This is a genomic window from Mesorhizobium huakuii, assembly GCF_030160235.1.
In the GTDB taxonomy this organism is placed as follows: Bacteria; Pseudomonadota; Alphaproteobacteria; order Rhizobiales; family Rhizobiaceae; genus Mesorhizobium; species Mesorhizobium huakuii.
Genome location: NZ_BSNY01000012.1, coordinates 349021 through 369835, shown reverse-complemented (window position 1 = coordinate 369835; position 20815 = coordinate 349021). Strand labels below are relative to the sequence as shown.

At 64.6% G+C, this 20815-nt stretch carries 16 protein-coding genes; 2 read left to right on the top strand and 14 right to left on the bottom strand.

Annotated features, from left to right (window positions below):
* Window positions 1–70 precede the first annotated feature (70 nt).
* From QQK95_RS06515 to ftsZ, 14 genes are all read right to left on the bottom strand, one after another.
* On the bottom strand, window positions 71–1516 hold the full coding sequence (locus QQK95_RS06515) for an ABC transporter substrate-binding protein (RefSeq protein ID WP_019856821.1): 1446 nt from the start codon (window positions 1514–1516) through the stop codon (window positions 71–73).
* Window positions 1517–1562: 46 nt separating this feature from the next.
* Window positions 1563–2537: a sugar-binding transcriptional regulator gene (locus QQK95_RS06510; RefSeq protein WP_284270056.1), complete on the bottom strand. Its 975-nt coding sequence runs from the start codon at window positions 2535–2537 to the stop codon at window positions 1563–1565.
* A 238-nt stretch (window positions 2538–2775) separates the two neighbouring features.
* Window positions 2776–4011, bottom strand: a complete 1236-nt coding sequence (locus QQK95_RS06505) for a VWA domain-containing protein (protein WP_284270054.1) — start codon at window positions 4009–4011, stop codon at window positions 2776–2778.
* A complete protein-coding gene (locus QQK95_RS06500) occupies window positions 4004–6247 on the bottom strand; it encodes a DUF5682 family protein (protein ID WP_284270052.1) in 2244 nt (747 codons plus the stop codon). The genes QQK95_RS06505 and QQK95_RS06500 overlap by 8 nt, the downstream gene beginning before the upstream one ends.
* A gap of 4 nt (window positions 6248–6251) precedes the next feature.
* Complete coding sequence (locus QQK95_RS06495; protein ID WP_284270050.1) at window positions 6252–7331, bottom strand: ATP-binding protein; 1080 nt, start codon at window positions 7329–7331, stop codon at window positions 6252–6254.
* Between the two features lie 31 nt (window positions 7332–7362).
* On the bottom strand, window positions 7363–8790 hold the full coding sequence (locus QQK95_RS06490; RefSeq protein WP_284270048.1) for a DUF5691 domain-containing protein: 1428 nt from the start codon (window positions 8788–8790) through the stop codon (window positions 7363–7365).
* On the bottom strand, window positions 8787–10172 hold the full coding sequence (locus QQK95_RS06485; protein WP_284270046.1) for an SWIM zinc finger family protein: 1386 nt from the start codon (window positions 10170–10172) through the stop codon (window positions 8787–8789). Before QQK95_RS06485 ends, QQK95_RS06490 begins: the two co-directional genes overlap by 4 nt.
* A gap of 123 nt (window positions 10173–10295) precedes the next feature.
* Complete coding sequence (locus QQK95_RS06480) at window positions 10296–11576, bottom strand: amylo-alpha-1,6-glucosidase (protein ID WP_284270044.1); 1281 nt, start codon at window positions 11574–11576, stop codon at window positions 10296–10298.
* A gap of 22 nt (window positions 11577–11598) precedes the next feature.
* Window positions 11599–12639: an ABC transporter ATP-binding protein gene (locus tag QQK95_RS06475; protein ID WP_284270042.1), complete on the bottom strand. Its 1041-nt coding sequence runs from the start codon at window positions 12637–12639 to the stop codon at window positions 11599–11601.
* Window positions 12640–12660: 21 nt separating this feature from the next.
* On the bottom strand, window positions 12661–13506 hold the full coding sequence (locus QQK95_RS06470; protein WP_284270017.1) for a carbohydrate ABC transporter permease: 846 nt from the start codon (window positions 13504–13506) through the stop codon (window positions 12661–12663).
* Complete coding sequence (locus QQK95_RS06465) at window positions 13503–14348, bottom strand: carbohydrate ABC transporter permease (RefSeq protein ID WP_284270014.1); 846 nt, start codon at window positions 14346–14348, stop codon at window positions 13503–13505. Before QQK95_RS06465 ends, QQK95_RS06470 begins: the two co-directional genes overlap by 4 nt.
* 171 nt (window positions 14349–14519) lie before the next feature.
* The gene (locus QQK95_RS06460; RefSeq protein WP_284270012.1) at window positions 14520–15788 is read right to left on the bottom strand and encodes an ABC transporter substrate-binding protein; all 1269 of its coding nucleotides are present in this window, start codon (window positions 15786–15788) and stop codon (window positions 14520–14522) included.
* 36 nt (window positions 15789–15824) lie between these two features.
* Window positions 15825–16868, bottom strand: a complete 1044-nt coding sequence (locus QQK95_RS06455; RefSeq protein ID WP_284270010.1) for a substrate-binding domain-containing protein — start codon at window positions 16866–16868, stop codon at window positions 15825–15827.
* A 178-nt stretch (window positions 16869–17046) separates the two neighbouring features.
* Entirely contained in the window at window positions 17047–18078 is a 1032-nt protein-coding gene (gene ftsZ / locus QQK95_RS06450) for a cell division protein FtsZ (RefSeq protein ID WP_010914708.1), read from the bottom strand.
* Between the two features lie 391 nt (window positions 18079–18469).
* On the opposite strand from ftsZ, the gene QQK95_RS06445 reads away from it, so the two are divergent.
* Window positions 18470–19168 carry a GntR family transcriptional regulator gene (locus tag QQK95_RS06445; RefSeq protein ID WP_284269994.1) on the top strand — a complete coding sequence of 233 codons (699 nt, stop codon included), beginning with the start codon at window positions 18470–18472 and terminating at the stop codon, window positions 19166–19168.
* A gap of 286 nt (window positions 19169–19454) precedes the next feature.
* Window positions 19455–20810 carry a glutamine synthetase family protein gene (locus QQK95_RS06440; RefSeq protein WP_284269992.1) on the top strand — a complete coding sequence of 452 codons (1356 nt, stop codon included), beginning with the start codon at window positions 19455–19457 and terminating at the stop codon, window positions 20808–20810.
* Window positions 20811–20815 lie beyond the last annotated feature (5 nt).

Below are 20815 nucleotides of genomic sequence, written 5' to 3'. Positions count from 1 at the left end.
GCACCGCATCGCAAGCTTGAAAAAGTATGACGAGGGCCGGCCCGCCAGGCAGGCCGGCCCTCGTTGCGACTTAACCGAGACCGGCTTCCTTGAGCTGGCCGTTGATGCTTTCGGCGAGCTTGTCGAGGCCCTCGTCGACCGGCACTTCCTTGGCCACCATCTTCTGCAGCGTCGCCGCCCATTCGGTGGTGAGATCGAAGAACAGCGGCTGCGCCGTGAACTTGATCGAGGCGCCCGGCGCCGAGGCGTCGAACATCTCGACATAACCGGGATAGCTCTTGTTCAGCTTTTCGCGGAACATCTCGTCCTTCCAGACCGACTGGCGAACCGGATTGACGAAGTCCATCTTGGTCGCGCCGAACAGCCCATGCTCCGGCCCGGAGGCCCATTGCATGAAATACCAGGTGGCGTCCTTGTCCTTCGAGAAATTGGACATCGCCAGCGACCAGATCCAGATGTTGGGTGTCGCCGCCTTGGCTGCCGGGTTGGCCTTGAAGCTGGCGAAGGCGAGCTTGCCGGCCATCTTGTTGTCGCCGCCATTCATGAAGTAACCGAGGATATCGGCGTCGAAGATCATCGCCGAGGCGCCGGCGCCGAGATCGGTGCCGACCTGATACCAGGTGTAGGTCGACCAGTCCTTCGGGCCGCTTTCCTGGATCATCTGAACCCACTGCTTGTGGAAAGCCTTGGACTGGGCGGTGTTCATCGCGGCCGACAATTTGCCGTCTGCCGAAACGTTGAGGTCCTTCTGGTCAAAATTGGCGTAGGCCGACAGGAAGCCTGGATGGATCGTCGCCCAGGAGCGCGAGCCACGCACGCCGATGCCGTAGACGCCGCCACCGACATCCTTGGTGAGCTTGGCCGCCGCGGCAACCATCTCGTCCATGTTGCCGGGAATGGTGACGCCGGCCTTGTCGAACATCGCCTTGTTGTAGGTGATGTTGTTCTGTTCGAAGCCCCACGGAATGCACCACTGCTTGGCATCATCCGAACCCAGCGCACCGCCCGGCTTGCCATTCCAGGCACAGGAATTCTTCACGCCAGGCAGGAAGTCGTCCCAGGCATAGTTCGGGTTGGTCTTGGCCGGATCCTTGATCCATTCGTTGAGGTCGGTGATCCAGCCGGCGGGGCCATAGGTCCAGGTCATGTAGGCGCCGGTCATGAAGGCATCGTATTCTGGCGAGCTTGCCGAAAGGGCTGCCGTGACCTTGTCGAAATAGACGTCTTCCGGGAACACGTCATAGACGACGTTCATGCCGGTCAGCTTCTTGAAGTTTTCCAGATCGGCGATCATCGCATCGGCATAGGGATGCTTGTTGAGCAGGAGCTTGATGGTCTTGCCCTTATGCGCCTGCCAGTCGAAGTCGGCGGCAAGCGCGCGGGTCTGGCCCAGATTGAGCAGCGTGCCGGCGGTGCCGGCGGCAAGGCCCATGGCACCGAGGCCCTTGATCAGCCCGCGACGGTCGACTTGTCCGCGCAGGAAGGCGTCAATGAGGTCTTTCTCTTTCTCATGCATTTCGTCTTCTCCTCCACAGGGTAGTTTCAACTGAAACTGATGCCGGCTACCCGACCGGCGTCTCTTCCACGAGCGATCGCGCCGTCCGCTCGTCCGTTATCAGGCCCTTGAGATAGCGCCCCTCCAGCACTGATTTGATGGCGCGAACCTTGATCTTGCCGCCGGCGACGGCGACGATCCGGCGGCTGGCAATGTCCTCACGCGTCAAGGCCAGCGCCCGGTCGGAAACGGTCGTCGCCACCGCCTTTCCGGCCTCGTCGAAGAAATGACCGAGCAATTCGCCGACGCCGCCGTTGCGGCGGATCTCCTCCATCTCGCCCTTTTCGATCATGCCGGTGGCAACCAGCGACGCCTCGCGTTCGGCGGTGCCGATGCCGGCGAATAGGAGGTCCGCGGACCGCGCGAGATCGAAGACCTCGTTGATGCCCTTCTGCCCGAGCAGGACTGTGCGATCCTCCGCCGTGTTGGCGAACATCGGCACCGGCATGACATAGGCTTCGGCGCCGGTGCGTTCGGCCAGGCGGTGAATGACGTCGTGCGGGTTGGCCGAGAATTTCCGCGTCAGGCCGCCGAGCAGCGATACGAAGCGGACCTTGTCGGTCGAGGTACGCGGCAGATATTCCACGCAGGCGGCAAGCGTGCGGCCATGGCCGACACCGATCAGCGCCTCCTCGCCGCGCTCGATCTCGCGCTTGAGGAACTGCGCGCCGGCAATGCCGAGCGCCTTGAGCGGCAGATCCTCGGAATCGAAGTCCGGAACCACCTCGCAATAGTCGAGGCCGTAGCGGCGGGAGAGTTCATCTTCAAGCTCGACGCATTCCGACACTTCACCGTCGATATAGACCTTCACCAGCCCTTCCTGGTTGGCCTTGGTGATGAGGCGGTGGGCCTTGAGGCTGGTCAGCCCAAGCCGCTTGGCGACCTCGGACTGGGTCAGGCCACCGGCATAGTGAAGCCACGCGGCACGCGTCGCCATGCTGGTTTCGTCGTCGCGCAGGAGACCGTTGCCGAACCCTACCATTTCCACCCTATGATATTTTTATCAGTTGCTGCAAAATTTTTCATAACGGGCGATCGGAGTCAAGCGACCCCTTGTGCAAATCGCTGCATGACGACCGAAGCGGGCTTCGGCCTTCTGTCTGGCGATGCCGATGAATGGCGATACGAACGGCCCTATCCGGCGTGCAGGTCAGCACCGCCAGTTGTTCAAGCCAGGTTCGGAATTGCCGTTTCTTGATTGCGCCAGGTTGAGCGCGCGCTTACGCGTTGGCCGCCGAACTTTCGTCCTCGGCGCGGACCAGCTTGATGTCGGCGCCTGCCGCCCATGCGCCGACATCTTCCCGCCGCAAGGCGGCCGCCATCATGTCGGGAAACAGGTCGGGCGTGCAGGCAAAGACCGGGATGCCGAGGGCCGCCACCGAGCCTGCCATCTTCGGGTCATAGCCCGGCCTGCCCTGGTCGGTCAGCGCCAGCAGCACCACGACATTGACGCCGGAGCGAACGAGTGACGCCAGCCGCTGAAGCAATTCCTGGCCGTTGCCGCCTTCATAAAGGTCGGTGATCAGCACCATATGCGACTTGGTCGGCCGTTCGATGCGGTCGGCGCAATAGGCGACGGCCTGGTTGATGTCGGTGCCACCGCCAAGCTGCACGCCGAACAGGACCTCGACCGGATCGCTGAGCTCCTCCGTCAGGTCGACGATCGCCGTGTCGAAGCAGACGAGTTTTGTCCGCACCACCGGCAATGAGGCCATCACCGCGGCGAAGATCGAGGCGTAGATCACCGAGCTTGCCATCGAGCCCGATTGATCGACGCACAACACCACCTCGTCCAGATCGACCAGCCTGCGCTGCTTGCGCATGAAGCCGACCAGCTTCTCCGGCACGATGGTTTTGTGCTCGGCCTGATAGTGGCGAAGGTTGGCCGAGATGGTGCGTGGCCAGTCGATGTCACGCTGGCGCGGGCGATTGGTGCGCTGCGACCGATCGAGCGCGCCACGGATCGCCTCGGCGGTCTTCTGCTCCAGCCGTTGCATCAGCTTGGCGACAATATCGGCGATGATGGTGCGCGCTATATCCTTGGTCTTGGCCGGCATAACCGAGCGCAGCGAGATCAGGTCGGCGACGAGATTGACGTCGGCCTCGATCGCCTTGAGGAATTCGGGCTCCATCAGCATCTGCTTCAGATTGAGCCGTTCGAACGCGTCCTTCTGGACGATCTGCACGACCTGCGCGGGAAAGAAAGACCTGATGTCGCCCATCCACTGCGCCACTTTCGGGGCCGAGCGGCCGAGCCCGCCGCGACGCTTGCGCGGATCGGCCGCAGCATCGCCGGCGCCATCGCCGTAAAGCGCATCGAGCGCCGCCGACAGCCGCTTGTCCGTGTCGGAGAGCGCTGAGGAGGACTCGTCATCGGCGCCGATGGCCAGGCGCCAGCGGCGCTCCCGTCCGTCGCCGGCGGGCTCCGTTTCGCCGATGTCGACTTCGTCATCCATTGCCGTTCCCACCCGTCAGCAAAGGTCCAAGCCGCTCGAGATGCCGGCGCCATGCCTCTTCGCCGCTTGGTGTCGGCGTCAGCCCGGCCGGCAGGCGCCTGACACGGCCGAGCACCGCTTCGATCAGTCGGCGCCGCTCCATCGAATCCAGATGCGAAAAGACCCGGCGCAGCAGCGGCAAATGCGCGATGAAGGCATCCTCGTCGAGGGATTTCAGCCAGGCATCGACCGCGCCGCGCAGGCTTTCGTCATAGATCAGCCTTTGACCGGCGGTGCTGAAGAAGCCCTCGAAAAACCCTGCTGCCTCGGTGACCGGCGTGCCCGGAGACAGGCGCCTTTCGATCAGACCGGCTGCGGCCTCGGCGGACAGGTGCCCGGCTTCGTAGAGCAGATGCGCGGCGCAGCCCGCCACCAGCGCGGTCGATCGCGATCCGTCGAGCACGGCCGCCAGTCCGGCGCGCCAGGCGTCCAGAACGTCCTGTTCCGGTTCGACGAGCTTGATCGCCTCATCAGCCTTGCGCATGGTGCCGACCAGTGCCGAGGCAGCCTGCGCATCGAGGTCGCGGGCGGCGTAGGCGAGTGCGATGCCGCCTTCGATGATCAGCCGCTCCAGCAGGCCGGACAGGCGAGCGGTTTCCGTCTTGCGGGCTTCGCCATAGCGGATGATGTCGGCGAGCGGCGGGACCGATGCCAGGATTTCCAGGCATTCGCTGCTGCGCGCCGCGCGTTCCTCCAGTGCCGCCAGGCCTGATGTCGAGGCCTCCGACAAATTGGCCGTGATGGCGCCCTGAACCAGCGCCGCCAGCGCGTCGAGCGATGTCGCCGCGCCGATCATCTGGACCAACCGGCCGTTGGCGGCCTTTTCGATGGTCGGCCCATGGACCAGGTTCTCGACCAGGCGAACGGCGTATTCCGGCTCCCAGGACAGGGTCCAGCGCTCGCGAAACGTGCCGCGGCTGCGCCCGCTGTCGATCAGTTTGCCCCAATGCACGCCAAGCACGTTGAGCCGGTGCAGCAAGGTCGACCGGAACAGCCCGCTGTCGCTGCGCAGGTCGACCGACAATTCGCGCTCCAGCGCCTCCGGCTTCAGCCGCGCCGCCTTCTGGTTGCGCTGCAGATCCTCGATCAATGGCGCCAGCGGAGTGTCGGGCGGAATTTCACCGACATCGGCGCCCAGAAGCAGTTCGGCTTCGACCAGCGCCCACAGCACCGCTTCGCCGTTGAACAAAGCGGCGACCGCGGCATCGCGCAATTCCTCGAAGCCGGGCTTTGGCCGCTCGCGGATCGCCGCCAGCGCGCGGGCCAGTCTTTCGGCTTCGATCAGTGAGGCGGTCGAGACCATGTGCCCCTTTGCCCGCAGCACTGTGGCGATCATGGCGAGCCACAGCGTCGCCGCGTCATGCCGGCCTCGCGTGCGCCACAGATGCTTGCACCAGCCGGGCGCGACGACACCGGCGCCGTAGCCCAAACCGAGCGCGAGGCGCGGACCTGTCCATGGCGCCCAGGTCATCGTGCTCTTGCGCCGGGCGAGCCCCTTGAGCAGGGCCTGGTCCTCTTTGAGCGGTCGTATCGCCTGCAGCGCCGGCACGTGGAAGGCGCCGCAGACGACGGCGATCGGCCCGTCGAATTCCTTGCGCGCGGCGGCGATTTCAAGCCGCATATGGGCTTCGCGTTTCGCCTCGAATTCGGCAAGCGGACCTTCGCCCTCGCGCAGCGTCGTCATCGCATCGGCGATTGCCGCGAAGATCGGGCCGGGCTCGGGGTTTTGCTCGATAATATCGGCCCACCAGCTCTCGCCATCCTCATAGCCGGCGGCCTGCGCCAGCGTGCCGATCGGGTCGCGCAGATGCGGCGCCGTCTCAACCTCGACAGTGGCTTCCGTACCATCGGTTTCTTGCGCAGCGTCAACCGGCGCTACCCGGGCCGAGGACGGCAGATCGATGAAGCGCACTTTAGCGCTGTTGGCCACGGCCCAAAGCGTCGCCTGGTACTCCGGCGAGAACTCGGCGAAAGGCCAGAAGCTGGTTGAGGCCGGATCGTCCTCGGGGTAGCACAGCAGCGCCACCGGCGGCTGCATCTCGGGGCTTGCGAGCGATGGCAGCAGCGCCGATGCGTCGGCCGGGCCTTCGATCAGCACGGCGACCGGTTTCAATTCCTGCAACGCCTGCACCAGGCTGGCGGCGGAGCCGGGCCCGTGATGGCGTATGCCGAAATAGGAAACGTCGCCCGATGCCATGGCGTCAGATCGCGGCGTTCAAGGCGGCGTAATAGCCGGCGTAGTCGGGCCGCTTCTTGAGCACGGTTTCCAGATATTCCTCCAGCACGAGCTTGTCCTGCACGGGATCTTTCACGATCGCGCCGACAAGGCTGGCGGCGAGGCCTTCGGCGCCGAGCTTGCCGCTGTCGAACCAGGCCGCCTGGCTGAGCCCGCCAACCATGGTGGCGATCGCTTCGGCCGTGGACAGCGAACCCGACGGCGTCTTCAGCGTCACCTTGCCATCCGATGTCGCGCCGGAGCGCAACTCGCGGAAAATGGTCAGCACGCGGGCGATCTCCTCGCCGACATTCTTCGGCACCGGCAGGTCGAGACCGCCGGCCATCTCGCCGACACGCTTGGAAACGATCGCCACTTCCTCCGCCATGTCTTCGGGCAAGGGCAGCACGACGACGTTGAAGCGGCGCTTTAGCGCCGACGACAATTCGTTGACGCCCTTGTCGCGGTTGTTTGCGGTCGCGATGATGTTGAAGCCGCGCTGCGCGTAGATCGAGGTGTTGAGTTCGGGGATCGGCATCATCTTTTCGGACAGCACGGTGATCAGCGTGTCCTGCACATCCGAACCCATGCGCGTCAGTTCCTCGAGACGGCAAAGCTTGCCGTCCTGCATGGCGCGGTAGAGCGGCGTCGGAACCAGCGCTTCCTGGCTTGGGCCCTTGGCCAGAAGCTGCGCATAGTTCCAGCCATAGCGGATCTGGTTTTCGTCGGTGCCGGCCGTGCACTGCACGATCAGCGTCGAGTCGCCCATGATGGCGGCGGCGAGATGCTCCGATACCCAGGATTTGGCGGTGCCGGGAACGCCTAGCAGCAACAAGGCGCGGTCGGTGGCGAGCGTCGCCACGGCGGTCTCCATCAGCCGGCGGCGGCCGACATATTTGGGCGTGATCAGCGTGCCGTCGTCAGCTTTTCCGCCAAGCAGGTACGTCAGCACCGCCTTTGGCGACAGGCTCCAGCCGGCGGGCCTTTGCCGGTCGTCATTGCGCGCGAGCGCCTGCAATTCGGAGGCGTAGGCCTGCTCGACCGGAAGACGGATGGCTGCGTTCATTTGCTGTTCTCCGGATTGATCATGTGTTGGTTCAAGGGCCGGCCAGGGACGCGTTGAGGCGTAGAAGACCGAGCGAAGGCGCTGCCGGCGCCATGCCGGCAGCGACGACATCGCCGATCAATTTTTCCGCCACCGCGGCGGTGGCGAAAAAGCCCAGCGTTTCCAGAAACTGGTCGGCGCCGCGCTTCACGGCCTCATCGTTTCCCGCGACGGCAGCGCACAGTGCCGGCAGCGTCTTGCCGTTGGTCAGATCGGCCCAGTCCAGCCAGCCTGCCTCGACGCCCTCGGCCAGGCTGAGCACACCGAGATAATGCGTGTCCTTCAGGATCAGCCTGATCAGGTCCCGCTGCCTGCGACTGTCCAGGCGCGGCATCAAATGCAGGACGAAAGGCGCCGGCTTGCCGCCCTCGGCGGCAAGCGTGTCGGCCATGTGCGTGACCGCGGTGTCGCTGCCCGACGCGGCGACCATGCGGGAGACGAGGATATCGACATTGTTGTCGGCGCCGAACTGCCACGCGCCTATGAAGTCGGTTTCGGTGACGCCGAAGCGCGCGGCAAGGTCGACCAGGTTGCAGGTCTCGAACAGTTCGGCGCGGCGCCGCTCCTGCGCCGGGGACTTCAGCTTCGCCGGCGCGTAGGTGGTGCGGCGGCGGATGAAGCCGGATTTGCCTTCCGTGATAAAGGCGGCCAGTTCGGCTGTTGGTTCTTCCGGCCCGCCATCGCCTGGCTGGCCGTGCTCGCCCAACCGCGCCAGCAACCGGCCGGCCAATTCGCGCACCTTGCCGGAGCGGTCGGCGGACAGGCTTTTCAGGAACGGCACGTCACCGGCGCCCAGGCCGAAATGCATGAGCGCGATGAGCGCGAGCCTGATCTCGGCTGGTTCGCTTGATCCCTTGGTCTCGATCAGTTGCCGGGCCACAGCGGGTGCCGTGCGGCGCATGTCGGCCAGCGCACTGCGGCGCGCGGCAGGATAGAATTCGTCCCAATTCTTAGCCGTCAGTTGCTCCCGGCTCGTGTGTTTTTCGCCGTCGACGCTCGCCTGCCAGTCGATCCAGGGCGCATAGACATCCGGACTGGTCTGATCCGACGCGGCCGGCATCCAGTCCATCGGATGCAGCACGAAGCCGCGGCTGGCGACGAGGGCCACCACGCGCGACTTGCCCCTTGCGTCGGCGGCGTGTTTCAGCGCCGCCCGCAACAGCGGCCGCAGCCGCTCCGGCAGCATCGGCAAGGCGAGTTCAGGCAGCGGGGCGCGACGCTTCAGCGTCTTTGGTGCTGCCGGCCGCAAGGCGATTTCGAGGGCTTGCGCGGCGATCGCCAGCAATCGGCGCTCACGTTCGTCGGGGCCGGCACCGGCGGCGAACTCCTTCCACGTGGCCGGAGCCAGCTCAAAGCTCGTTCCGCCGGTGATCCAGCAATCGCGCATGGTCGCAAGGCCTGTCTGCTCGATCTCGTTCACGACAGATCAAGCCTCCCGAAGCCGCTTTGCGCCGCCAGAAGATGAAGCCGGCTGCCGCTCCAGAGTGCAGCCGTCGCCGCAAGGTCGAGACCCAGCAATGTCGGATTGACGGCATCGGCGATCGGCAAGGCGATGCCGTGCGGATCGTCAGTGGATTGCCACCAGGCGTCGCCCCGATCGTCCAGCAGGATCGCGCCGGGGGGCAACAGGACAGGGCAATCGGTGAGCCAGGGGGCCGTGTCCTGGTGAGCGACATGGGCCGCGAGCGGATCGGCCGCGCCAAAGCTGAAATCCGGCCATTGCCCTGACGAGACGTCGCCCCTGCGCTCCGCCACCAGCGCCCGCAACGGCTGGCGCGCGGGATAAAAGACCAGCCTTGCAACGAAGCGATCGCCCGGCGTGAAGGCGTTGGACCGGCGACCGGCCGAGGCCGGGAAATAGTCGAGCAGGAGAGCAAATCGCGGGGCGGCGCTCTTCAGGTCGAGCAGCCAGGTCGAATGACTGACAAGGCCGTCACGGCGCGTCTCGATCTTTTCGCCGAGCACCTCCCAGAGGCTTTCGACCTGGATCGCGTGGGGATTGGCGAGCACCTGCTCGCGGCTTTCGGACGTCGACACCAGCCGCCTCAGTTCGGCGTCGTCAGGTGTTTGTCGCCAGGCCTTGGCCAGCAGCACGAGCTTGCCGAGTTCGCGGATTGCGGCGTCCGGCCGTTCCTCGCTGCGCAGACCCATCAGCCGCGACGGAATCTCGTCGATGCGGCCGGCAAGCGCCGTCGCCTTCATATCGACCAGCCGCGCGGCAATGCGGCGGCACCGATCACTGCTGTTGTCGACAAAGCCTGCAAGACCAAGCCGTAGCTGATCCGATATCCATTGATCGAGTTCGTCCAAAGCCGCCGCGACCGAGGACCGCGTATCCTCGGCGCGCTTGCGCTGCGCGGCCTCGCGGCGTTCGATCGCGGCTGCGTCCTCGACGGTGGCGCTTTCGTCGTCAAGCGAGGCCTCGCCGATGCTCTTGCGTGCCGCGCCGGGCGTCGGTACAGCCGGCGGCGATGTGGTCTTCCTGCGACGGCCGAGCCAATCGTTCACCCATTCCGGCGCCGAGCCGGCAGCAGTGAAACTGGCCGGCGCGGTGGCCGCAATCCACATCAGCGCCAGAGTGTGCTTGCAGGGGAACTTCCGCGACGGACAGGTGCATTTGTAGCCGTGGTCGCCGGTGTCGACGACGACGCGATAGGGGTTGGAGCCGGAGCCCTGGCATTCGCCCCAGACAAGCGCCAGTTCTTCGTTCTTTTCGAGCCGGGGCCAGTTCGATTGCCTGGTCAACTTGGAAGCCGCGCTCAACGACGCCTGGTCGGGCGCGAGCGCTTCGATGGTCTTCAAGTCAAATTCCAAGCCGCGCCTCTCGTCGCTCGAACGAATTCCGGTCGCCAGTATAGATGGCCCGATATGACGGATTCTTGTAGCAACAGAGGGATAGAGGTCGAGACAGCGGGCTGCAAGCACTCAACTGGCGTTGCGCAGAAACTCTATCACCATTGCCGCCGTCCAGGTGAAGCGGCCGCCGCCGAGCGGCTCGCCGGTGTGCGGGTCGTAATATTCGGCAAAGCCGCTTTCCCGTATCAAATCGAGGCTGGACTGCGTGATGCGTTGCGCCACCTCGCCGTGGCCGGCGGCGGTAAGCCCATCTGATATCATGTAGTTGACCACCAGCCAGACCGGACCGCGCCAATAGCGCTTGGCGTCGTAGCGCGGATCGACAGGATCATGCGACGGCACGACATAGCGTGCCTTGCCGGCAAGCCGTTCGACGTTCGCGGCGATCGCGGCAGCACGAGGCTTGGGGATGGCCGCGAAAGCCGGAAGGATGCCGCCGACCGACGCGCTGTCGATCAGTTCGCCGGTGATGCGGTCGAGGCAGAGATACTGGCCGTGCAGGTCGCTCCACAGCCGCTCCATGGCAGCCAGGCCCTTTTTCGCGCGGGCACGGTTGGCGGCGGCAATCTCGGTTTCGCCGAGCGCCTCGGCGAGATCGGCAAGATCGGTCGCAGCGCGGATCAGGATGGCGTTGAAGCCGGGATCGACGACCTGGAAGGGCGAGGCGTCATGCAGCCTGGCATTGTCCCAGCCAAGTGCGCGAAAATGCTGCACCAGCCAGATGTAGCGGTCATACTGCTCGCGCGTCGGCCGATGCGCCGGGTCGGCGTGCAAGGTGTCGCGGCGCGTATAAGGCTCGACGCCTTCGGTCGGCACACGTTCGAAAGCCTCGTCCCAGTCGATGGAATTGTCGCGGCCGGATTCCCAGGGATGGATGATGGCGACCAGCCCCTCCCCCTTGGGATCACGGTTCTCGTAGAACCAGTGGTGCCAGGCATCGATTTTCGGCAGCAATGCGCGGGCTCGCTCCACAGCCAGTTTCTTGTCGTTCGCCCGGTCGAACAGCCGGCGCGCGGCAAAGCCGGCGACCGCCGGCTGGGTGATGCCGGACGTCGCCGTCGGACGGCCAGTCCGCCAGATCTCGGGGCCGGGAAAATAGCCGTCGTTCCAGACATGGAAGACGATGTGCGGCACCATGCCGTCCGGCCACTGATGGGCGAACAAGGTCTCCATTTCGGTCCAGGCGCGCGCCTCGTCGTAATGGGCAAGGCCGAGCGCGGTCAGGCAGGAATCCCAGTTCCATTGGAAGGGATAGAGGCCTTTTGTCGGAATGGTGTAGGCGCCCTGGTCGTTCTCCCTGAGCACCTCGACGGCGCGAGCGATGATGTCATTGGTGGCGGAAACAGTCATGGGCGTTCCAGGGCTTTCGGCGTCAAAGGGCATTGGTGGTTTCGGGATCGAACCAGCGGATGCGGTCGGGTTTGGGAGCCAGGCGCAGGTCGTCGCCGACCTGAACGCTGGCGTTGGAGTCCAGGATGGCCCGGAACAGGCCGCCCTCGACATCGCAGGTGACCAGCGTGTGCGGCCCGAGCGGCTCGATGACGCGCACCGTGGCGCGCAAGCCCTCGCCGCCCGCATCGACATCCTCGGGACGGATGGCGAATTCTATTCTTGGCTTGTCCGACTTCGGGCCCGACAGCGTCAGTCCGGCAACGGTCCAACTGCCGTTCTCGGCCTTGGTCGCCGGGATAAAATTCATCGGCGGATTGCCGATGAAGGAGCCGACGAAACGCGCGGCCGGATTGCGGTAGACCTCGACCGGCGAGGCCGACTGGACGATGCGGCCCTGATGCATGACGGCGATGCGGTCGGCAAGGCTCATTGCCTCGACCTGGTCGTGGGTGACATAGATGGTGGTGGTCTTCGACGCGGCGAGCACGCCCTTGAGTTCGGCGCGCATTTCCAGCCGCAGCAGCGCGTCGAGGTTCGACAGCGGCTCGTCCATCAGGATGACGTCGGGCTCCATGGCGAGCGCGCGGGCGACCGCGACACGCTGGCGTTGGCCGCCGGACAACTGACCGGAATAGCGTTTCAGCAATTGCTCGATATGCATGAGTTCGGCGGTGCGGTTGACGCGGCGCTCGACCTCCTGCTGCGGCAATTTCTTCATGCGCAGGCCGAAGGCGATGTTCTCGAACACGGACAGATGCGGGAAGACGGCATAGTTCTGGAACACCATGGCGATGCCGCGCTCACGCGGCGGCAGATGGTCGACGCGGCGCCCGCCGATCCAGACCTCGCCCTGGCTTGGGCGTTCCAGCCCGGCGACGATCCGAAGCAGCGTGGTCTTGCCGCAGCCCGATGCGCCGAGCAGCACCATGAATTCCTGGTCCGCTATTGTGAGGTCGACCTGGTGCAGCGCGGTGAAGCCGCCGAAGCGCTTGGCCACGCCCTTGATTGCGATTTCAGCCATGGGCTGTCTCCGTGTAACGCGTCATCGGTTGGCGATCCCCCACATGGCGAAAAGGTATTTGCGGACGGCGAAAATGAAGATCAGCGCCGGCACGACCAGCGCCGCCCCGCCGGCGAATTTGAGATAGAGCGGCGACTCGCCAAGGCTCTGCAGGAGGAAGGCGGTCAGCGTGCGGTTTTCGATCGTGAGCACGGCAGCCGCGAACACCTCGTTCCAGGAGATGGTGAAGGCAAACACCGCCGACGCGGCGATGCCGGGCAGCGCCAGCGGCAGGATCACCTTGCGAAACGCCTGCCAGCGCGTGCAGCCGAGCGTCCAGGCTGCTTCCTCCAGCTCGACGGGAATGCAAGAAAACAACGAGAAGGTGATCAGCACGGCAAAGGGCAGTGCCAGAGTGGTGTGCACGAGCGCCAGCCCGATGGCGGTATCGTCGAGGCCGGTGCGGATGAACATCACCGCCAGCGGCAGCGCCAGAAGCGGCAGCGGGAAGGCGCGGGTCATCAGCACCAGGAAACGGAACGTGCCCTTCCCCGGAAAATCGAAACGCGACAGCGCGTAACCGGCCGGCGCGCCGAAGCCGATGGCCAGGATCATTGTCAGCGTGGCGACGATCACCGAATTCCACAGCGCCCGGGCAACGCCGGCGAAATTGATGAAGAACGAAAGGCTGCCGAGATCGAAGGACGGAAAGAAGCGCTTGGGGAAAGCAGTCACCTGATCGGGCGACGACAGCGCATTGACGATCAAGAGATAGATCGGCAGCAGCACCCAGACGCAAAGGAGGACGGCGGTGGCGATCAGCAGCCAGTCGCCGGCCTTGTGCGCGTCGGCGATCCCGGCGACCGGCGTTTCGGTGGCAACGCTCATATCCGTGCCTCCTTGGGAACACGCAGCACCCTGAGGAAAAACAGCGTGAAGCCGATCGAGATGGCGAGGATGAGCAGCGCCGAGGCGGCGGCGACATTGCGATCCTGCAACGTGAATTGCCAGTTGTAGGTTTCGCCCATCAGCACCGGCAGATTGGTGCCGCCGAGTGCCGCGACCACGGCGAAGACCTCGAAGGCGAGGATGACGCGCAGGATGATCGCCGTCTGCAGCGAGGGGCGCAGCAGCGGCAGCGTGATGCGCACAAAGCGCTGCCACGGACTTGCCCCGAACACCTCGGCCGCCTCGTAATACTCCTTGGGGATCAGGCCCATGCCGGCAACGAGGATGACCATCATGATCGCAGTGGCCCGCCAGATCTCGGCCAGCGCCACGGCGATGAAGATGGTCAGCTTGCTCTGGTAGCCGAGGAACATGACCGGCCTGTCGACGACACCGAGGCTCGAAAGCAGCGTGTTGAGGAAGCCGGACTGGTCGAAGATGGCGAGCCAGATCAGCCCGGCGGCGAGGTCGGAAATGCCGAGCGGGATGGCGAAGACGTAAAGTGCGGCACTGCGCCCGGTCTCCAGCCGCGACACAACGCTTGCCATCAGCAAGGCCATGGTGAGCTGGATCGGCACGACGATCGCGGCAAGCAGCAGCGTGTTGCGGACCGTGACCGGGAATTTCCAGCTGCCGGCCATGGTTCGGAAATTGTCAAAAGTGAAAGCGCCGTCGCGGGTCACCGCCTCGAAGGCAACCAGTGCGAACGGGTAGAGGAAGAAGATGCACAGGAACAAGGTCGCCGGCATCAACAGCAGATAGGGCAGAGCCTTGCCGTGCATTTGTGGTGTCCTTTGAAGCCGCGGCCAAGCGGTGCGGTCTGGGCGCCCGGAGTGCAACAAACTCCAGGCGCCCCCTCGGGAGGATGTCTTATCGTTCGACCACGATCTCTTCCGAAAACCGGCTTCCCCCTTTTCGCTGACGCGGTCCTTCGGTTCGGGATCATGATCGGCCTATTCCACCGGGCAAGCGCCTTCGGATGGCTTGTCGGGCGCCCAGCATGGCGCCTTCGCCTGGTCGATGATCGCCTTGAGGGCCGCCGCCTGCTGTTCGAGCACGCCGTGCACGTCCTCACCGCCGAGCACGATGCGCTCGAAGGAGTCGGTATAGACCTGGTTGAACTTGCCGCCGAGATCGCCGAGCCCCATCGGCAGCAGCGCCGGCAGTGCATCGGGAGCACTGGTCATGGTGGCGATGGCCGGGCCGAACGCCTTCACCGAGGCAGGCATGTCGTCGGGCAGCTTGACGTCGACGACGGGGAAGAAATTGGTCGCCTTGAGCGTCGCGATCTGGGTTTCCGGCTTCAGCATATAGGCGACCAGCGCCTTGGCTTTCTCCTGGTCCGGCGAGGTCTTCGGAATGGCGACGCCGGCCACGACAGGCATGAAGCCACGGCCTGCAGGGCCTGCCGGCGCCGGGAAGGCGACGAAGTCATCCGGCTTCTTGTTGAAGGCATCGGCGAGACGCGCGACATGGTCGAACGCCACCCACACTTCGCCCGAAAGCAGCGGCTCCTGCATAAAGGCGTAATTGGTCGAGTTCGGGTTGGTGTACTGCCACAATTCCTTGAACTTGTTCCACGCCGTCTCGGCCTCGGCGGAACGGAATTTCGTGACCATCGAACCGGTGTAGGACGGATAGAGAAAGCCCTCGAAGAAGCGATGCTTCAGCCCCTTGGGGCCGGCCGGAAAACCGAATTTCGGCGAACCGGTCTTCTCGGCGATGGTCTTCGACCATTCGATCAACTGGTCATAGGTGATGGTGTTGAGATCGGTGCCGGCCGGCAGATATTGCAGCGCCTGCTTGTTGGCCGCCATCAGATAGGTGGCCTGCATCCAGGGCATGTATTTCTGCTCGCCGGTGCCGAGCATGCCTAGTTTTTTGTAGGCCTCGTTGACTTTGACCCCGCCGACATCGACAGCCGACAGGTCGACAAGGTTGGCGCCGACGGTGGAGAAATCGCCGTGCAGGCCGCCAAGCAGGCCGATCGTGCCGGAGCCGGCTTGCAATTCCGCCTGCAGGCGGGTGAGCCAGGGACCGTCCTCGGCAACCTGATAGTCGACCGCGCCTTCAAAGCCCTTGAGCACCTCGTCGCGCATCTTCTGCGTCTCTTCGACCGGCCGCGCCTGCGTCGACCAGAACAGCACCTGCTGGGCTTGCGCACCACCGGCGACCGACAGCGCCAGCGCCGCGCCTGCCAATATCTTCAATGCTCTCATCATGGTCTTCCTCCCTGGATATGCGCCGGCATTGCGGCGTCAGCTTCTTGTCCGTGGCGCCGGTCCATGGCTTGCCCGCGCAACCAGTGTCGGCCGGATCAGCCGCGTCAGCGGCTTGCCGGGCTTTTCGGCGATGACAGTGAGCAGCATGTCGGCGATCTCGCGCGCGCATTGCCGGATCGAGGCATCGAAAGTGGTCAGGCCCGGCGGCGCATAGGCCGACGCAGCGATGTTGTCGAAACCGATGACGGACAGGTCGCGCGGCACGCTGAGCCCGGCACGGGCAGCTTCCTCCATAACGGTCAGCGCCAGTTCGTCGAACAAAGCGACGATGGCCGTCGGCCTGTCGGGGCCTCGCAGAATCCGGTTGACGGCCTCGATGCGCGCCTCCTGGTCGAAGCGCGGCGCGGTGACCACGTCGAGCCGCACCGAGGGGTCGCCCCGCCGGGCGATGGCCGCTGCGAGGCCGTCCTGCCTGAGATGGCGAAAGGTCATCGCCTCCGAGATCGTCACCAGGCCGAAATGGCGGTGGCCGAGATCATAGAGCATGTCGAAGGCTTCGCCGAAGGCGTGCGCGCCGTCGGTGTCGAGCCAGTTGTAGCCAAAGTCGCTGTCGAGCAGCCGGCCGTGAGCGACAAACGGAAAGCCACGCTCGCGCAGATAGGCAAGGCGCTCGTCGGTCTCGGCGATGCGGGTGACGACGACGCCATCCGCGCGCCCGGATTCGACGACGTGGCGGAGCACCGACAGTTCGGAATGGCCAAGTGCGGCCGTGGCCAGGATGAGGTCGGCGCCATGAGACACCAGCCCTTCGCCGAGCCCGGTGACGAATTCGCCGAGGAAGGAATCGACAAGATTGGGGCCGCGTATCGGCAGGACGAGGCCGACGAAGCCGCTGCGGCCGGAGACAAGCGTGCGCGCCGCGGTGTTGGGCACATAGCCGGCCTGGCGCGCCGCCTGCACGACGCGCTCACGCGTCTTCAGCGCGATCTGCTCATGGCCGGCAAGCGCGCGCGACACCGTCGTGATCGACAGGTCGAGGCTTGCCGCAAGCTCCTTCAGCGTGATGACGCGGGTGGTCATCGATCCTCCCTCAGGCGAGTTTGAAACGTTTGTAATTGCCTTTTGCAAAAATGCAAACGTTTTAAATTTCGATCAGGGATGGCCGCCTTGTCCAAATGGGGAGCGCAAGCGATTGCGGCGCGCCTGCGTCATTCCGCAGGCCCCCCGCCCGAGGCTCAGTCAATTCGAAGAGAAAAGTCTACTGCAAGATCCGTGCGGCGGACGGCATGGAATGGTCATGCGCGATGCCGGCATCGGCATCGCCGATCGCCCTATCGAGACCGGTTGCTACGACGGAAACCCTGAAGCGGCCTTCCATGCTCTTGTCGAAGATGGCGCCGACGATGATGTCGGCGTCCTCGTAGACCTCCTCGCGGATGCGGGTGGCGGCCTCGTCGACCTCGAACAGGGTCATGTCGCGGCCGCCTGATATCGAGACCAGCACGCCCTTGGCGCCCTTCATCGACACTTCGTCGAGCAGCGGGTTGGCGATCGCGGCTTCCGCCGCCTTCATCGCCCGGCTTTCGCCCGACGCCTCGCCGGTCCCCATCATGGCGCGGCCCATGCCGCGCATGACCGATTTGACGTCGGCGAAGTCGAGATTGATCAAGCCTTCCTTGACGATGAGATCGGTGATGCAGCTGACGCCGGAATAGAGCACCCGGTCGGCGATGACGAAGGCATCGGCGAAGGTGGTCTTGGCATCGGCGATGCGGAACAGGTTCTGGTTCGGGATGACGATCACGGTGTCGGCGGCCTCGCGCAGCCGCTCGATACCTTCCTCGGCCATCTGCATGCGGCGCCTGCCCTCGAAGGTGAAAGGCTTGGTGACGACGCCCACCGTCAGGATGCCGGCCTTGCGCGCCGCCTGCGCGATGACCGGAGCAGCGCCGGTTCCCGTGCCGCCGCCCATGCCGGCGGTGACGAAACACATATGCGTGCCGGCCAGATGGTCCATGATCTCGTCAAGCGATTCCTCGGCGGCGGCACGGCCGATCTCGGGCAGCGAGCCGGCGCCAAGGCCCTCCGTGACGTGCGCGCCAAGCTGGATCAGCCGCGTCGCCTTCGACATGGTCAACGCCTGGGCATCGGTGTTGGCGGCGATGAATTCGGTTCCCTGAAGCTGCTCCGCGATCATGTTGTTGATGGCGTTGCCGCCACCGCCGCCGACGCCGATAACGGTGATCTTGGGTCTCATCTCGGAGATTTCCGGCTTCTTGAACTCGGCCATGCCTGCTTCTCCTTCGTCAATTGCGCGCGCTTCACGACCCACGAGCAGACTGTCTGCATGACATTGCAATCGAGCGGCATGACGCGAATCAGTCCGTTCGGATGGGTGCCCCAAAAAGCCAGAGAGCGGCCGGACGTGCAAGTGCGTGCAAGGTCAAGATTTGTGATCGCGATATTGCAGACCGCTACGCGACTTCCGCCTGCGCCGGCATCGTGCCGCGCGACCTGCCCTTGGCAGCATTGCTAACGGCTTGCCGCGTAACGATCGAGGCGTCTATCATGCGCCGATATATCGCTGACTTCGGCGTCCGCCACGCTCGGTCCAATCAGGATCATCTGCGGCTGCTGTCGTCAGGCCAGATTTCAGAACGAATGAAGTAGCGCCCCCGCCAATGGCCGACAGAACACAATTCGGGTTGAGCGCCATCGACAGCGTGCCCCTGCATGAGAAGGTCTATCTGGAGCTTGTGCGGGCGCTGATGTCCGGCCAGTTCACGCCCGGCCAGAAGCTGACGTCGCGCAAGCTTGCCAAGGAACTCGGCACCAGCGACATGCCGGTGCGCAGCGCCTTCATGCGGCTGCAGGCATTGCGGGCGCTGAGCCCGATGCCGAACGGCAGCGTCGAGGTGCCGGTCATTTCGGCCGACCGGTTTTCGCAACTGACCGCGGTGCGCACGATCCTCGAAGGCTCGGCGACCGAACTCGCGACAAAGCGCATCAACGGCAACAATCTGCGAGCGATCCGGCGCCACAGCAGCGAATTGACCCTGGCTGCGCGCGAGGGCGATATCGACGACTATCTCAGGAAGAACTACGCCTTCAAATTCTCGATCTATCGCCATTGCGGCAATGAGCAGATGATCTTCCTGATCGAGACCGTGTGGATGCAAGTCGGCCCGTTCCTGAGGAACCTCGCCATGGGGTTCGAGGACGATCTCTCCTCCATCCTCGACATCGATTATCACGAGGAAGTCGTTGCCGCGATCGAGGCGCAGGACGCGGCGCGCGCCCGCGCGGCCATCGTGCGCGACATCGACGAAGGTGCGGCGCATATCCTGCGGCAGGCCAGATTTCCGGGAGCCAGAGGCTAGGATTGGAGGGCGATAGCCGCTCGACCCAAAGGCCGATCGTGCCTGCCCGGCGGCGAAGCAGGCATGCCGAATGCCCCTTGGCTTTCCGCCTTCCAGCCTCTATGTTGCGATCGCAGATCGCGCAATTGGTTTTGAAATGCCTCCCGACATCCCAGCTAGTGACTTGAAAAAATAAGGAAAAATATCCGGCAGTGGCCGGATAGGCTTTCCTAAAACTCACAAGCACTTTTTACCAGGGATAGCGCAGCCGGCAGGGCTTGGGCACCTTCGAACCAGAGGTTTAAAATTGAGCGATGCAATTGCGGACGTTCTGAGCTGGCTTGAAAGCAGAAGCGACATACAGAGCCTGAGGGCGGCGGTGTGCGATCTCAACGGCGTCATGCGGGGAAAACGCATACCCGTGGAGCAGGCCCGCAAGGCGCTGGAAGGCAAGCTGCGCATGCCCTATTCGCTGATCGGGCTCGACATCTGGGGCGAGGATATCGAAGGCAACAGTCTGGTTTTCTCGACTGGCGATGCCGATGGGCTCTGCCAATGGACGGGACGTGGCATCCTGCCCGTGGACTGGACGGCGCATCCGACGGCACTCGTCCCGCTCTGGCTTGCCGACGAAAGCGGCGCGCCCTATCTCGGCGATCCTCGGCGGGCTCTGGCCCGCATCCTCGACCGCTACAAGGCGCTCGGCCTGACCCCGGTCGCGGCGACCGAACTCGAATTCTACCTGGTCGATCCGCAATCGCAGCGGCCGGTCGGGCCTGTCTCACCGGTCACCGGGCGCCGTCTTGATTCCGACGCGGCGCTGTCGATCGACGAGATCGACGATTTCGAGGCCTTCATCCACGATGTCTACGAAGCCTGCCGGGCGCAAGGCATTCCCGTCGACACGGCCATCGCCGAAAACGGCGTCGGCCAGTTCGAGATCAATCTGAACCATGTGGCCGACGCGCTGCGGGCGGCCGACGACGCGGTGCTGTTCAAGCGCACGGTGAAGGGCATTGCCCGCAAGCACGGCTTTGCCGCCTGCTTCATGGCCAAACCCTATGGCGACCGGGCCGGCAACGGCTTCCACGTCCATTTCAGCCTGGTCGACGCCGAAGGCCGCAATGTGTTCGACGACGGTACGGATCAGGGCTCGGAAACCATGCGCCACGCCGTCGGCGGGCTGCTGGCGGCGATGGCCGAGAGCACGCTGGTGTTCGCACCGCACTTCAATTCCTACCGCAGGCTCCGCCCGCGCTCCTATGCGCCGACCGCGGTCGCCTGGGGTTACGAGAACCGCATGGTGGCGATCCGCATTCCCGGCGGCCCGACCGGGGCGCGCCGCATCGAGCATCGCGTGTCGGGAGCGGACGCCAACCCCTATCTGGTGCTTGCCGCCATATTGGGCGCGGCCCTGATCGGCATCGAAAGGCAGCTGTCGCCGGGCGAGACCACCGGGAGCGACGGACAAGGTGCCACGCCAGCCAAGCTGCCGCCGGACTGGGCCTCCGCGATCGCCACCTTCGAAAGCGGGACGCATGTGGCGGAAATTTTCCCGGCGATCCTGCGCGACTCCTTCATCGCCTGCAAGCGCCAGGAATTGAATACGTTCGCTCTCAACGTCAGCGATTTCGAGATCGAGACCTATCTCGAAAGCGTCTGAGCTGC